This is a genomic window from Streptomyces sp. NPDC007856, from assembly GCF_042868225.1.
Classification (GTDB): Bacteria; Actinomycetota; Actinomycetes; order Streptomycetales; family Streptomycetaceae; genus Streptomyces.
This window is the reverse complement of the sequence record NZ_JBIAEC010000012.1, coordinates 100306-114089: the sequence shown is the minus strand read 5'-3', so window position 1 is coordinate 114089 and position 13784 is coordinate 100306. Positions and strand designations below refer to the sequence as shown.

The 13784-nt window shown below is 71.4% G+C and carries 14 protein-coding genes; 10 read left to right on the top strand and 4 right to left on the bottom strand.

Annotated features, from left to right (window positions below):
• Nucleotides 1-106 precede the first annotated feature (106 nt).
• Both ACFYOH_RS27185 and purU read left to right on the top strand, forming a co-directional pair.
• Nucleotides 107-607 (top strand): hypothetical protein, encoded by a 501-nt coding sequence (locus ACFYOH_RS27185; protein ID WP_388630472.1) that lies wholly within the window; start codon nucleotides 107-109, stop codon nucleotides 605-607.
• Between the two features lie 60 nt (nucleotides 608-667).
• Nucleotides 668-1549 carry a formyltetrahydrofolate deformylase gene (gene purU, locus ACFYOH_RS27180; protein ID WP_388630469.1) on the top strand — a complete coding sequence of 294 codons (882 nt, stop codon included), beginning with the start codon at nucleotides 668-670 and terminating at the stop codon, nucleotides 1547-1549.
• Between the two features lie 42 nt (nucleotides 1550-1591).
• On the opposite strand, the gene ACFYOH_RS27175 is transcribed toward purU, so the two are convergent.
• Nucleotides 1592-3022 carry an MDMPI N domain containing protein gene (locus ACFYOH_RS27175; protein ID WP_388630466.1) on the bottom strand — a complete coding sequence of 477 codons (1431 nt, stop codon included), beginning with the start codon at nucleotides 3020-3022 and terminating at the stop codon, nucleotides 1592-1594.
• Nucleotides 3019-3591 carry a sigma-70 family RNA polymerase sigma factor gene (locus ACFYOH_RS27170; RefSeq protein WP_388630463.1) on the bottom strand — a complete coding sequence of 191 codons (573 nt, stop codon included), beginning with the start codon at nucleotides 3589-3591 and terminating at the stop codon, nucleotides 3019-3021. The genes ACFYOH_RS27175 and ACFYOH_RS27170 overlap by 4 nt, the downstream gene beginning before the upstream one ends.
• Before the next feature lie 341 nt (nucleotides 3592-3932).
• Here ACFYOH_RS27170 and ACFYOH_RS27165 point away from each other — a divergent pair, with 341 nt between their 5' ends.
• From ACFYOH_RS27165 to ACFYOH_RS27155, 3 genes are all read left to right on the top strand, one after another.
• The gene (locus tag ACFYOH_RS27165; RefSeq protein ID WP_388630460.1) at nucleotides 3933-4307 is read left to right on the top strand and encodes an STAS domain-containing protein; all 375 of its coding nucleotides are present in this window, start codon (nucleotides 3933-3935) and stop codon (nucleotides 4305-4307) included.
• Between the two features lie 187 nt (nucleotides 4308-4494).
• Nucleotides 4495-5007, top strand: coding sequence for an EF-hand domain-containing protein (locus tag ACFYOH_RS27160; RefSeq protein WP_388630457.1), 513 nt, complete (start codon nucleotides 4495-4497; stop codon nucleotides 5005-5007).
• Between the two features lie 40 nt (nucleotides 5008-5047).
• A complete protein-coding gene (locus ACFYOH_RS27155; protein WP_388630454.1) occupies nucleotides 5048-5524 on the top strand; it encodes a hypothetical protein in 477 nt (158 codons plus the stop codon).
• A gap of 14 nt (nucleotides 5525-5538) precedes the next feature.
• On the opposite strand, the gene ACFYOH_RS27150 is transcribed toward ACFYOH_RS27155, so the two are convergent.
• Entirely contained in the window at nucleotides 5539-7044 is a 1506-nt protein-coding gene (locus tag ACFYOH_RS27150) for a class I adenylate-forming enzyme family protein (RefSeq protein ID WP_388630451.1), read from the bottom strand.
• 89 nt (nucleotides 7045-7133) lie between these two features.
• On the opposite strand from ACFYOH_RS27150, the gene ACFYOH_RS27145 reads away from it, so the two are divergent.
• The 4 genes from ACFYOH_RS27145 to ACFYOH_RS27130 all read left to right on the top strand — a co-directional run bounded on the left by ACFYOH_RS27145 (nucleotide 7134) and on the right by ACFYOH_RS27130 (nucleotide 11502).
• Entirely contained in the window at nucleotides 7134-8327 is a 1194-nt protein-coding gene (locus ACFYOH_RS27145; RefSeq protein ID WP_388630448.1) for an amidohydrolase family protein, read from the top strand.
• A complete protein-coding gene (locus ACFYOH_RS27140; protein ID WP_388630445.1) occupies nucleotides 8327-9460 on the top strand; it encodes an acyl-CoA dehydrogenase family protein in 1134 nt (377 codons plus the stop codon). Before ACFYOH_RS27145 ends, ACFYOH_RS27140 begins: the two co-directional genes overlap by 1 nt.
• A 2-nt stretch (nucleotides 9461-9462) precedes the next feature.
• On the top strand, nucleotides 9463-10401 hold the full coding sequence (locus ACFYOH_RS27135; RefSeq protein WP_388630994.1) for an acyl-CoA dehydrogenase family protein: 939 nt from the start codon (nucleotides 9463-9465) through the stop codon (nucleotides 10399-10401).
• A gap of 537 nt (nucleotides 10402-10938) precedes the next feature.
• Complete coding sequence (locus ACFYOH_RS27130; protein ID WP_388630442.1) at nucleotides 10939-11502, top strand: ATP-binding protein; 564 nt, start codon at nucleotides 10939-10941, stop codon at nucleotides 11500-11502.
• A 261-nt stretch (nucleotides 11503-11763) separates the two neighbouring features.
• On the opposite strand, the gene ACFYOH_RS27125 is transcribed toward ACFYOH_RS27130, so the two are convergent.
• The gene (locus tag ACFYOH_RS27125; RefSeq protein ID WP_388630439.1) at nucleotides 11764-12690 is read right to left on the bottom strand and encodes a cyclase family protein; all 927 of its coding nucleotides are present in this window, start codon (nucleotides 12688-12690) and stop codon (nucleotides 11764-11766) included.
• 86 nt (nucleotides 12691-12776) lie between these two features.
• On the opposite strand from ACFYOH_RS27125, the gene ACFYOH_RS27120 reads away from it, so the two are divergent.
• Nucleotides 12777-13688 carry an SDR family NAD(P)-dependent oxidoreductase gene (locus ACFYOH_RS27120; RefSeq protein WP_388630436.1) on the top strand — a complete coding sequence of 304 codons (912 nt, stop codon included), beginning with the start codon at nucleotides 12777-12779 and terminating at the stop codon, nucleotides 13686-13688.
• The last annotated feature ends 96 nt before the right edge of the window (nucleotides 13689-13784 follow it).

Sequence of the window (13784 nt, the reverse complement as noted above, 5' to 3'; positions counted from 1 at the left end):
ATTCCCTCACACGACTAACCGTCGAGTGACCCTGAGTCAACGAAGAGTGACATCGAGGTGAATTAGAGGGGCCGGTGAGGCAGGTGTGACGAGGAACGTACGATCGATGACCGTGCAAGGTTCGGAGAACTCTTCCCGTCGTGGCCGTCGCTCCTCCACCATGGGCGGCATGCCCCTAAGCGACATGCCGTGGTGGCGCTGGCGCAGCAATGTGCGCTCGGCGCTGCACATGCTCTCCGACCCGGTGTTCCAGCGGGACGTCTGGCTGGCCGGCGTGGACGGGTACGGCGACGTCACGGACGCCGTCTACCGGCTGGTGGAGGACACCTGGCTGGACAACTGGTCCGCGGAGAAATACGTCGGCACGATATTCCGGGACTCGCAGGAGGCGGCGCTCGTGGACACCGCCGTGCTGCGGGTGCTGCGGATCATGCACCAGGTCGGCCCGGACGCGCCGGTCGCCGCGTATCTCGACCACCAGGGGTGGCCGGAGGCGGTGCGGGCGGCGCGGGACGCGCACGTACGCCTCGCGGTGAGCGACGGCGACGATCCCGACACGCCCCCGCGGACCCTGGAAGTGCTGCGCATCATGACGAGGACCGCGTAGCCCGTCCGCCCTGCGGGACGATCACCCACGGCGGGCGGTCGTCGTGAGAACCTGTAGTGCATGAACGAGCAGCCCGCGCCCTCCGCCGCACCGGCCGACCAGTACGTCCTCACCCTCTCCTGCCCGGACAAGCAGGGGATCGTGCACGCCGTGTCGAGCTACCTCTTCATGACCGGCTGCAACATCGAGGACAGCCAGCAGTTCGGCGACCACGACACGGGTCTGTTCTTCATGCGCGTCCACTTCTCGGCCGAGGCGCCGGTGACGGTGGACAAGCTGCGGGCGAGCTTCGCGGCGATCGGTGACTCCTTCCACATGGACTGGATGATCAACCGGGCCGACGAGAAGATGCGGATCCTGCTCATGGTCAGCAAGTTCGGGCACTGCCTGAACGACCTGCTGTTCCGGGCCCGGATCGGTGCGCTGCCGGTGGAGATCGTGGGCGTGGTCTCGAACCACACCGAGTTCGAGGAGCTGGTGGGCTCCTACAACATTCCGTTCCACCACATCCAGGTCACCAAGGACACGAAGTCGCAGGCCGAGGCGAAGTTGCTGGACATCGTGCGCGAGCAGGACGTCGAGCTGGTCGTCCTCGCCCGCTATATGCAGGTCCTCTCGGACGACCTGTGCAAGCAGCTCAGCGGCCGGATCATCAACATCCACCACTCCTTCCTGCCGAGCTTCAAGGGCGCGAAGCCGTATCACCAGGCCCACGCCAGGGGGGTCAAGCTCATCGGGGCGACCGCGCACTATGTGACCGCCGACCTTGACGAGGGGCCGATCATCGAGCAGGAGGTCGAGCGGGTGGGGCATGACGTGACCCCGGATCAGCTGGTCGCGATCGGCCGGGACGTGGAGTGCCAGGCACTTGCGCGGGCGGTGAAGTGGCATGCGGAGCGGAGGATTCTGCTCAACGGCCGCCGTACGGTGGTGTTCGCCTAGCAGCCCGGGGCGTTCGGCCGCCCGCGAAACCGCGACCCACCCCTACAGCCGGCTCAGCCCCGCCGTCGCGAACAGCACATCCCTGATCGCCTCCCGGTCGCCGACCTGCCCCACCGCGGCCTCCTCCGGCGACACCCGGCCGGCGGCCAGGCGGCAGAACTCCACGCCGTCCAGCGCCACATGGGCCACCTCCAGGTCCGCGGAGGCCAGCGCCGCCGGTGAATCCAGCGGGATCAGCCACTCGCCGCCCGCCGCGCCCTCGATCTCCAGCCGCAGGCTGCGGCCGGGCTCGCCGGCGAGGCCGAGGTGGCGGCCGCGGGCCGGGGAAGCCAGCCCGGACTGCCGGCGCCGGGCCAGCGCGGCGGGCAGCATCCGGGCCGCGAGGTCGATCATCCTGTTCAGGTGGCGCGGCGCGGGCGGCTGGTACGGGTAGTCCACCGCCTCCGCGATGTCCTCGGCGTGCACCCAGGACTCGAAGGCCCGGTCCAGCATCGCGTCGTGCAGCGGCAGCTCGAAGTCGCCGTACGACACCGCCAGTCCGCCCGCGTTCCCACCGGTGAAGGACACCGTCCGCACCAGGCCGTGGCTCTGCTCCCGCCAGGGCCCCCGCACCGAGCGGGTCGGCGGGAAGTGGGAGGTCCGCCAGAACGCCTCGGTGCGCTCGGCCGGGCCCACCGCGTCCTGCGCGGCCGCGCCGACGACGTCGGCCAGCGGGTCCTCCAGACCGAGCGCGAGCGCGACCAGCCCGTCCACGGACAGCAGGTGCGCGATCACCCCCGCCACGGTCGTACGACGGCTCTTCGCCGAGTCGGCCTCGAACCACCGCAGCCGCACCGGCGCATGCCACTCCGCGTCCCCGAAGTCCTGCAGCAGGGCGTCCAGGCGCGCGGTCTCGGCGTCGTAGGGCGCGGCCCACCCGGGGACCGGGATGCGGGGCGGCCGGCCTTCCAGGCAGCTCTGCAGGACGCGGGTGCGCAGTCCCGGGTCCAGGTCGAGGCTCTCCGGCTGGTGCAGCAGGCCGACCGCCTCGCGCAGCCGGCGGGCCTCGTCGGCGCAGCCTCCGCAGAAGCCCAGGTGGTCCTCGACGGCGGCCGTCTCCGCCGCCGAGCAGGCGGCCAGCGCCCAGGCGCCGAGGAGCGACTTCAGGACGTCGTGCGGCAGGTCGAGCGGCACGGGTGCGAGGTCTCCCGGATCGGCGGGGTCGGGCAGCGGGCGCTCGCCGTCCTCGACGGAGGCGCGGGGCGGCGGTATGCGGGTCGGCCGGTCCGCCTCGGGCTCACCGGTGTCACGGGGGTCCTGCGCCGAGCCGCCGCCCGCGCCTTGACAGGTGTGGCCGTTCTCACCCCGGCCGCCGTCCCGCTCGCACGACTGCCTCTTCTCGTACGACTGCCCCTCGCGCTGTCCCTCGCGCCGCTCCTCGTCTCCCGGCCCCTCGTGCTCGTCGTATGCCCCGAACCCTTCCGCTCCGTTCACACCGCACCCCCGTGTTCCGGTGGTGTCCCGGCGTCATGGGCGGTGGACAGCAGCTGCAGGCCGAGGCGGAGCCGGCGGCGGGCCTCGTCCTCGGTGACGCCGAGGTCGACGGCGGTCTGGCGGTAGTCGCGGCGCTGGAAGTAGGCCAGGTCGAGGGCGGCGCGCAGCGGGGCGGGCATGGAGTGGACGATGTAGTCGGCGCGGGCGGCGACCGAGGCGCGGCGCACCCTGCGCTCCAGTTCCGCCAGGGAGCCGCCGCCGTCCCGCGGCAGCGCGGCGGCCTCGCTGTCGCGCAGCCGCTGCACGGCGAGCCGGTGGGTGACCCCGGCGACCCAGGTGCGCAACGGGCTCTTCTTGGGGTCGTAGGTCTCGGGGTGCTGCCAGAGGTGGGCGAAGACCTCGCGGGTGAGGGTGTCGGCGGCCTTCTCGTCGCCGAGGACGCGGTGGGCGAGGCCGTGCACCAGCGAGGCGAAGCGGTCGTACAGCTCGCCCAGGGCGGCCGCCTCACCGCGGGCGAGCCGCTGCTGCATCTTGCGGTCCCAGCGGGGCGGTACGTCCTTGCTGGCCATGCGGTCCCCTCCCCTCGCCGTGTCCGGCCCGTCCAGCCTGTCTGCACCCTCGTCTCGAATGTAGTCGGCACGCCTGACAGCGCACGCCCCTTTGTGTCAATGCGCGCCCCTGGAAGGGCTGCAGGTGATAGTGCCCCCTTCACACAAACTTCACACGAGTGGCGCGCATATCTGACCGAACAGGATCGATAGTGACTGAAAAAAGCCCCTTGTCGATCACGTCTGGTTTGTGGCCCGACGTTTCAGGGAACGGCCGCTGGGCAGCCGCGCGGAAGCAAGCGTAGGAACTGCTTCCGTTTCCGGGCGGTTCCGGGAGTTCCGGCGAGCGGAGGGGCAGGGGCGTGGCATTCAAGGTGACCAGCGTCGAACAGGGTGAGTGGGCCGTGCTCCGGGTGTCCGGGGAACTGGACCTGATCACCTCACCGGTTCTACGCCAACGTGTGCACGACGTCGTCGCAGAGGGTCACCACAGCCTTGTCGTGGACCTCTCGGACGTCTTCTTCTGCGACTCCAGCGGGGTCGGCGTCCTCGTCGCCGCCCGCAGGCTGATCCGCTCCTGCCAGGGCCGGCTCCGGCTCATCCTGCCCGACCGGGGCGCCGACGACGGCTCGCACGTCAACCGGGTCCTCGGCGCGCTCGGCGTGCGCCGGCTCTTCGACGTCCGGCCCGACATCGAGTCCGCGACGACGGACGAGGCGGGGCCGCTCTCGGCCTGACGCGCCGCCCGCGCGGCCCGGCTCCGTCGCGACTCGGCCACACTGTCGTCGCAGAATTCCCCCGGTCTTGGCACAAGCGGCGGATTTCCGCCATCCGACGGCCACCCGCGTCATACGCTCGCTGCCAGGTCACCCACGCACCCGTGGGACGACCCGGACGACGCACACGTAAGGCGGACGGAAAGACATGGTCAGCACCGAGTACGAGCGCAGGATCGCAGCCCGGTTCGCCACCTTCGACCAGGACGGCAACGGCTGGATCGACCGCGAGGACTTCAGCGCGGCGGCCAAGGCGCTCCTCGCCGAGTTCGACGTGACCGCACGCTCCGACAAGGGTCAGGCAATGTACGCCGGCGCGGAGGCGTTCTGGCAGGGCATGGCCGGGATCGCCGACCGGGACGGCGACCAGCGCATCACCCGTGAGGAGTTCGTCACCGGCGCGGTCAAGCGCCTGCGCGACAACCCCGAACGCTTCGCCGAGATCGCCCGCCCCTTCCTGCACGCGGCGCTCGCGGTGGCCGACCCGGACGCCGACGGCCGCCTCACCGTCGCCGACACCGCCCGCGTCCTGCGCGTCCTCCATGTCCCGGCCGACCTCGCCGACACCGTCGCCCGTGCCCTGGACACCGACTCCGACGGCACCATCACCGAGCCGGACATCGTCCCGGCGTTCGCGCGGTATTTCACGGTCGCGGAGTAACGCGCGTACCGGGCGGTGCCCGGCCATTACCGTCACAGCCATGATCAGTCAGATAGTGACGCTGGTCGGCGTCCTCGTGGGAGCCCTGACCTCGTATCTGTCCGTCACCCTGGCGGAACGCGCCAAGCACCGGCGCACCATGGCAACGCGCTGGGACCAGCGAAAGCTCGACACGTACATCGAGTACGCCGTGTGTGTGAAGGAGGTGGCCGACGTCGCGAAACGCTCCTGGCTGGCGGAGGAGGGCTCAGAACTGCACAGGGAGTTCATGGCCACGATGGAAGAAGGCGAGCGCAGACGCTCGGCCCTCTTCGAATCGCTGGTGCTGCTGGCGGATCCGAAAGCTGTCGAGGCGGCCCATGACGTCAACGTGGCCCTGTGGGAGATCCTGGCAAAGGCGCGCGCGCATGAAGCGTCGGCGACAGTGCGCCGGCTCTCCGACCTCCTGAACAGGTACCACGAGCGGGCCCGAGAGGACCTGGGCATCGGCAAGGACGCCTGGCAGGCGGTCGGCTGAGGCTGCCCGGGGTGTCACGGTCGGCCGGCGAACCGCTCCCGCAGCCTGTACTTCAGCACCTTCCGCAGGGTGTCGTTGCGCGGAAGCGCGTCCACGACCTCCAGCCGCTCCGGCAGCTTGTGCACGGACAGACCGGCTTCGCGCAGGTACGAGACGACCTCCGGCAAGGTCAACTCGGCGGCACCCGGCGGCTGTTCGACGACCGCGCAGACCAGTTCCCCCCGTTCCGCGTCCGGCAGGCCGATCACCGCCGCGTCCGCGACCGACGGGTGCGCGGCGAGGAGGTCCTCGATCTCCTTGGCCGAGATGTTCTCACCCTTGCGGATGATCACGTCCTTCAGCCGGCCGGTGAGGACGAGGTGGCCGGAGTCCGTGACACGGCCCAGGTCGCCGGTGCGCAGGAAGCCGTCGGGGTCGAAGGCGGCGGCGGTCTGGGCGGGGTCCAGATAGCCCTGGCAGACGGCCTCGCCGCGCAGCCGTATCTCGCCGTCGACGATGCGGACCTCCATGCCGGCCGGCGGGCGGCCCTCGGTCGTCGCCAGGTTCTCCGGGGTGTCCCGGGGGTCGCCCATGGTGATCATCGGGACCTCGGTCATGCCGTAGCCGTGGGCGAGCTGGACGCCCAGCTCGCGGACCACGCAGTGGTGGACCTCGGGGGGTTTCGGCGCCCCGCCGCCCGCCAGCAGGCGCAGGGTCGGGATCAGCTTCTCACCCGGCTGTTTGCGTTGTTCGGCCAGGAACATCGAGTAGAAGGCCGTGGAGCCGCCGGCCACCGTCACCCCGTGCCGCCGGTACTCCGCCAGCGCGGCCGGCAGTGCGAAGTGCTCGAACAGCACCGCCGGGAAGCCGTAGAGCAGCAGCATCACCAGGTAGTCCGGGCCGCCTATGTGGGCGTACGGGAAGGCGATCGAGCCCACGTCGTCGGCCCCCAATCTCAGCGCATGCGCCAGGCAGGAGCCGCCGGCGAGCAGGGAGCGGTCGGTGTGCAGCACGCCCTTGGGGTCGGAGGTGGTGCCGGAGGTCCAGTAGATCCAGCGGACCGAGGTGCCCTCGGCGGGCGGGGCGGGGAGCGCGGACGGATCGCCGTCGGGGAGGGTGTCGTATGCCTCGAAGACGCCCTTCGCGCCGAGGCGGCGGGCCATCTCCAGGTGGTCGTGACCCCGCCACACCCCGGGGACCGCGAAGAACTCCGCCTTCGACTCGCGCAGGGCGAAGCCGACCTCCCGGTCCCGGTAGAAGGGGATCACCGGGGACTGTACGGCGCCCAGGCGGGCCAGTGCGAAGGACAGCACGACGGTCTCGATACGGGTGGGCAGCTGCCAGGCCACCACCGTGCCGGGTCGCACGCCCATGCCGTACAGGCCCGCCGCCACCCGCTCGGCACGCGCCCGCAGTGCGCCGAAGGTGAGCGCGCGGTCCTGCTGAAGGAGGACCGGGCGGTCGGGGGTGAGGGCCGCGCGGCGGACGACCAGGTCCCACAGCGTGCGGGCGGAACTCAGGGAGTGCGGGGTGTCGTTCACGTGTGCCCCCTCCTTGGCTGACGGCTCGTCAGGTAGCATGTTATCTGACGGACCATCAGATAAGTACCGTGCGGCGGAGGAGGGGACCCATGACCGAACTGCCCCGCATCATCAGCGTCGACGACCATGTGATCGAGCCCGCCCATCTCTTCGAGACCTGGCTGCCGGCCAGGTATCGGGACCGTGGGCCCAAGCCGCTGACCGCCGGGATCGGAGAACTGGCCTATGTCGGCGGCAAGTACCAGATCACCATGGACCCGGCCGGCCAGCCGACCGACTGGTGGATCTACGAGGACCTGAAGTTCCCGTACAAGCGCAACATCGCCGCCGTCGGCTTCGACCGGGACGAGATGACCCTGGAGGGGATCACCCGGGAGCAGATGCGGCGCGGGTGCTGGGACCCCAAGGCGCGCCTTGCGGACATGGACCTCAACCATGTCGAGGCCAGCCTCTGCTTCCCGACCTTCCCCCGCTTCTGCGGGCAGACCTTCGCCGAGGCGCACGACAAGGAGGTCGCGCTCGCCTGCGTGCGCGCCTACAACGACTGGATGGTGGAGGAGTGGTGCGGCGACAGCGGGGGCCGCCTCATCCCGCTGTGCCTGATCCCGCTGTGGGACGTCGAACTGGCCGTCGCCGAGATCCGGCGCAACGCCGGGCGCGGGGTGCGGGCGGTGACCTTCTCCGAGATCCCCACCCACCTTGGGCTGCCGTCCATCCACTCCGGCTACTGGGACCCGTTCTTCGCCGTCTGCCAGGAGACGGGGACGGTCGTCAACATGCACATCGGCAGCAGCTCCCAGATGCCGGCCGCGTCGCCCGACGCCCCGCCCGCCGTCCAGGCCTCGCTCAGCTTCAACAACGCGATGGCCTCGATGATGGACTACCTCTTCAGCGGGGTCCTGGTGAGGTTCCCCCGGCTCAAGCTCGCCTACTCCGAAGGGCAGATGGGCTGGATCCCGTACGCCCTGGAGCGCGCCGACGACGTCTGGGAGGAGCACCGGGCCTGGGGCGGGGTCCGCGACCTGATCCCCGAGCCGCCGTCGACGTACTACTACCGGCAGATCTTCTGCTGCTTCTTCCGCGACAGGCACGGGGTCGCCTCGCTGGACGTGGTGGGGCGGGACAACGCCACCTTCGAGACCGACTACCCCCACGTCGACTCGACCTTCCCGCACACCAAGGAGGTCGCCCTCGACCATGTGAAGGGCCTCGACGAGGAGACGGTCCACAAGCTGATGCGGGGCAACGCCATCCGCATGCTCGGCCTGGACCTGGACCGCTAGTGGATCTGTCGTACACGCCCGAGGAGGAGGAGTTCCGGGCCCGGCTGAGGGAGTGGCTCGCCAAGGTGCTCCCCACCCTCCCGGCCAAGCCGTCCGTCGACGACTGGCCCGCGCGCAGGGCGTACGACCTGGGCTGGCAGCGGATGCTGTACGAGGCCGGGTACGCCGACGTCCACTGGGACGCCTCGCCGACGACCCGGCTGATCTTCCTGGAGGAGACGGAGAAAGCGGGCGCGCCCTATGTGGGGGCGGGTTTCGTCGGGCTGCTGCACGCCGGCCCGACGATCGCCGCCGAGGGCACGCCCGGGCAGCGGGCGCGCTGGCTGCCGCCGATCCTGCGCGGCGAGGAGGTGTGGTGCCAGGGCTTCAGCGAACCGGACGCGGGATCGGACCTGGCGTCGCTGCGCACGCGCGCGTGGCGTGACGGCGACGACTACGTGGTCACCGGGTCCAAGATCTGGACCTCCCACGCCGAGGTAGCCGACTGGTGCGAACTGCTGGTCCGCACCGACCCGGACGCCCCCAGGCACCGGGGCATCACCTGGCTCGCGATGCCCATGGACGCCGCCGGCATCACCGTACGGCCACTGCGCACGCTCGCCGGGTCGGCCGAGTTCGCGGAGGTGTTCCTGGACGAGGTGCGGGTGCCGGTGGCGAACCGGGTCGGCGCGGAGAACGACGGCTGGCGCGTGACCATGGTGACCCTGTCCTTCGAGCGCGGCACGGCGTTCGTCGGCGAGGTGGTGGCCTGCCGCCGCGTCCTGGCCGAACTCGCGGGCGAGGCACGGGAGAACGGCCGCTGGGGCGATCCCGTGCTGCGGCGCCGGCTCGGCCGACTGGAGGCGGAGTTCCGGGCGCTGTGGCGGCTGACCCAGTGGAACGTGAGCGAGGCGGAGGCGAACGGCGGGGTGCCGGGGGTCGGGGGTTCGGTCTTCAAACTCCGCTACTCCCACGCGCGTCAGGAGCTGTACGACACCGCCGCCGAGGTCCTGGGCCCCGACGGCCTCGACCTGAACCGGCCCTGGGGCCTGGACCGCCTGTCCTCCCTCTCGTACACCATCGCCGCCGGCACCTCACAGATCCAGCGCAACATCGTGGCCGAGCGGATCCTGGGGCTGCCGAAAGGACGATGAGCGTGCGTTTCCAACTCACCGATGACCAGCGAGCGTTGAAGGCGGGCGTACGGCAGCTGCTGGGCCGGCGGTTCGGGCGGGAGGCGCTGCGGGCGGCCGTCGACGCGCCGGGACGGCTCGACCGGGAGCTGTGGCGGGCGCTCGGGGACGCGGGGTTCTTCGCCCTGCGGCTGCCCGAGGCGGACGGCGGGGTCGGGCTGGGGCTGCCGGAGGCCGTGCTGGCTTTCGAGGAGGCGGGCCGGGCACTGCTTCCCGGACCGCTCGTGGCGACCCACCTCGCCGCCGGGCGCGTACCGGGCGCGGCCACCGGGGAGACGGTGGTGGCGGCGCTGGACGGGGAACTGGTGGAGTGGCTGGAGGCGGCGGATGCGGTGCGTGGGGAGGTGGCGGGGGCCGTACCGCTGCGTTCCGTCGACCCGCTGACCCCGCTGCACCGTACGCGGACGCCCCGACCACCGGCCGGCACCGGCGCCGCGGACGCCGACGGCACCGGCACCCCCGACGCCGACGGCACCGGCGCGCGCACCTCCGACCCCGTCTCCACCCTCCTCACCGCCGCCGAGCAGCTCGGCACCGCCGTACGGGTGCAGGAGCTGGCCGTGCAACACGCCCGTGCGCGTGAGCAGTTCGGGCGGCCGATCGGGGCCTTCCAGGCCGTGCAGCATCTGTGCGCGGACCTGCTGGTGCGGGCCGAGACCGCGCGCGCCGCCGTGTACGCGGCCGCCGTCACCGGTGACCCGGCCGACATCGCCGCCGCCCGGCTGCTCGCCGACGAGGCCGCCGTACGCGGGGCCCGGGACTGCCTTCAGGTGCACGGCGGCATGGGGTTCACCTGGGAGGCGGATGTGCATCTGCATCTGAAGCGGGCCTGGGTGCGGTCATGGCGGGGCGGCGGGAGCACGGAGAGTGAGGAACTGCTCGCCGCGTGGCTGGTCGCCTGAAGCGGTGACCCGCCCTGGACTGCACCGGCGGGAAATCCTTGGCCCATGATGTCGCGGATTGTGGCACGCCGGTATCACGGAGCGTCGAGACCGGGTTGTGTCCTTCGTCAGGCTCGTCACGGCCCGGAGTCAGGGGTCCCCTCCGGTACCTTGTGTGGGATGCGAGTGGCTGCGAGCACGAGCCGGGCCGGCGGTGCCCCTGGGGCGGCACCGGGTCGCGCGGTGCGCGCCGCTGCTCGCGGGGCGGTGAAGGCGTCGGCCGGCGCCTGTTCGACTCCCCCGCACGAGCGTCGCACAGTATGCCGCACGCGTACTCCTTCGCGCTGGAATATGCCCGAAGCGCTTGTTGGGGTGACTGTACGTCAACCATGCTGTCTCCAAAGGGAATCACGTTCCGTGACCCTTGCTCTGGCCGTTGTTCTGGCCATGCAGAAAATGGCTACGATCGTGGCCCTCGTGATCGTCGTCGCGGCTGCAGCGGTCGTGGCGGCCGGGTGGCGTGGGGTCATGTGTCCGCCGGTTCGGATGGTGTGAGCGGTGCAGGTGCTTCAAGTGCAGCTGGAGATCCGGCCCGATCCCACGGAGGTGGGTCGGGCGAGGAGATGGGCCCGCTCGCGGCTCGCCGGACTCGGGATAGCGGCCGACGAGCCGCTGGCCGAGACCCTGATCCTGCTCGTCTCCGAACTGGTGACCAACGCCGTGGTGCACACCGGTCACGCGGCCGTGCTCCGGCTCTCCCTGCCGGGCACGGCGGCCGAGCCGGCCGAGCGACCGGATACGGCGGCCGAGCCGGCCGGAAGCGCCGAGCCTGCCGGGACCGCCGGGGCGCCGACGACACCCCTGGTGGCCACCGTGCGCGTCGAGGTGGCCGACAGCAGCTCCCGCGCCCCCGTGCCGCGTTGCGCGGGCGGTGACGCCACCGGCGGTCGTGGCCTGGCCCTGGTGGACTGCCTGGCCGATCGCTGGGGCTGGAGCCCGGAGGGTGCCGGCAAGAGCATCTGGTGCGAACTGGACCGCTGTTCCCAGCCCGGTGAGAGCGCAGCGATGGCGTACGGGGGCGGACTGTCCGCGTACGAGGGTCTCGCCTTCGAGGCGGTGTAGCACCCGGCGCGGCGGTGCGCCGGGGGTGCATCCGTGCGCGGGGTGCCGCGAACAGGGCGTACGTAACAAATCCCCGTACCGGCGTTGACGACCCGTGACTGGCTGATCACGCTGGTGGGCGACGATTCGCCGCGAGGGGACGGCGAGGGCCTGGGTGACGGCGGCCCTCGCCGAGTGTGGGTCGCACCCGGTGGGCGGCGCGTGCGCGCGACGGTGGGGGAGACGCGCCGCCGGCCGGTCAACGCCTCCGCCCGGGGGCTCTCAGAGGACGGCCACGGGTGCCACCGGCGTTCCCGTCGCGCCGGTGAACGGCTCGGGCATCGCCGACAGCAGGAACGCGTACCGCCCCTCTTCTCCACAGGCTGTGGACAACTTTTCGAGATTCCAGTTCTGCCCCTGGAGCATCCCCATCTCCACCAGGTCCAGGGCGTGCACGGGCAGCCACAGATTCTCCGACTCGGGCGGAAATATCTCAAAAGTGAGCGTGTCGTTCGCGACCGCCGCCACATCACGCGCGTGGAACCACTCCGGGGTGCGCAGGGACAGTCCCGGCGACGGATAGCCGTACCCGTGCCTGTCCCCGGCCAGATACACCTGCACCTGCCCGGTGCGGACCAGCACGATGTCGCCGGCCCGGACCCGGACCCCGCCGAACTCCTCGGCCCGCGCCAGATCCTCCGGCGTCACCGCGTGGCCCCCCGGCAGCCGGTCCACGCCACGCGCGCGTGCCACGTCCAGCAGCACCCCGCGCGAGACGATGTGCCGCGCCTTGTCGATCCCGCTGTACTCCGCACCGCCGTGCGCGGTGACCGTGTGCGCAGGGCGGCCGTTGTAGATCCGGCCCGAGTGCGAGACGTGCGGGAGGGCGTCCCAGTGGGTGCCGGCCTGCAGGCCCATGGTCACCGCGTCGTCGGTGCACGCCACCGTGCCCGGCCCGAAGAGTTCCTGGTTGATCTGGACCATCACGTGCAGCGGGTTGACCCGCCCGGGCATCACACCGGTCTGCACACCGTCCTGCCGGAGCGGAAGCGCGAGGGGGACGCGGCGCCCGGTGCGGACGCAGGCGGCGGCCTCGCGGACGACCTCGTCGGTGATCAGGTTCAGCGTGCCGATCTCGTCGTCCGCCCCCCAGCGCCCCCAGTTGTTCACGCGCCCCGCGATCTCGTGGAACTCCTCAGGCAGTGCCATCCGGTGCCTCCCCGGGGCTTGTGTCCGCGCATCCGACGCGCCATAGAATCTAACGGACCGTCAGAAACCGCGGGAAGGGGCCGGTCGTGGGGAACTTCTTGGCAGGAAAGGTCGTCGCCGTGACGGGCGCCGGGCGGGGCATCGGCCGGGCGGTCGCGCGGGCGGCCGCCGCCGAGGGGGCGAAGGTCGTCGTCAACGACTACGGCGTCTCCGTCGACGGCGCCTCGCCCACCAGTGAGGTCGCCGAGGGCGTCGTCAAGGAGATCGAGGCGGCGGGCGGGGAGGCGGTCGCGGTAGCCGACGACATCTCGACGATGGCGGGCGGGCAGCGGGTCGTCGACGTGGCGCTGGCCGCGTACGGCCGTCTCGACGGGGTCGTGTGCGTGGCCGGGATCCTGCGCGAACGCATGCTGTTCAACATGACCGAGGAGGAGTGGGACCCCGTGCTCGCCACCCATCTCAAGGGCACGTTCACCGTCTTCCGGGCGGCGTCCGCGGTGATGCGCAGGCAGCGCTCCGGCACGCTGATCGGGTTCACCAGCGGCAACCATCAGGGGTCGGTGTCCCAGGCCAACTACAGCGCGGCGAAGGGCGGGATCATTTCGCTCGTCCGCAGCGCGGCGCTCGGTCTGCACAAGTACGGGGTCACCGCCAACGCAGTGGCGCCGGTGGCGCGTACGCGGATGTCGGCGAACGTCCCCATGGAGCTGACGGAGATCGGCGAGCCGGAGGACGTGGCCGCGCTGGTGGTGTACCTGCTGTCCGACGGGGCCGCTGCGCTGGGCATCACCGGGCAGGTGTACACCGTCGCGGGACCGAAGTTGGCGGTGTGGGCCCAGCCGCGTGAACTGCGTTCCGCGTTTGCCTCCGGCGGTTGGACCCCGGAGAAGATAGCGGAGCTTTTGCCTGGGTCGGTGGGGGTGGATCCGATGCCGATGCTGTCCCAGCTTTTGGCGATGGAAGAGGCGGCGCGGGGTTCTTCGCGACCGAACGCCTGATGGCTCGGGGGCGTTGTGATTCGGCGGCTGCGGGTGCGTTGTGGCTTGGCGCGCAGTTCCCCGCGCCCCTTACGGGGCGCCCCCGTGGCCCCCAAT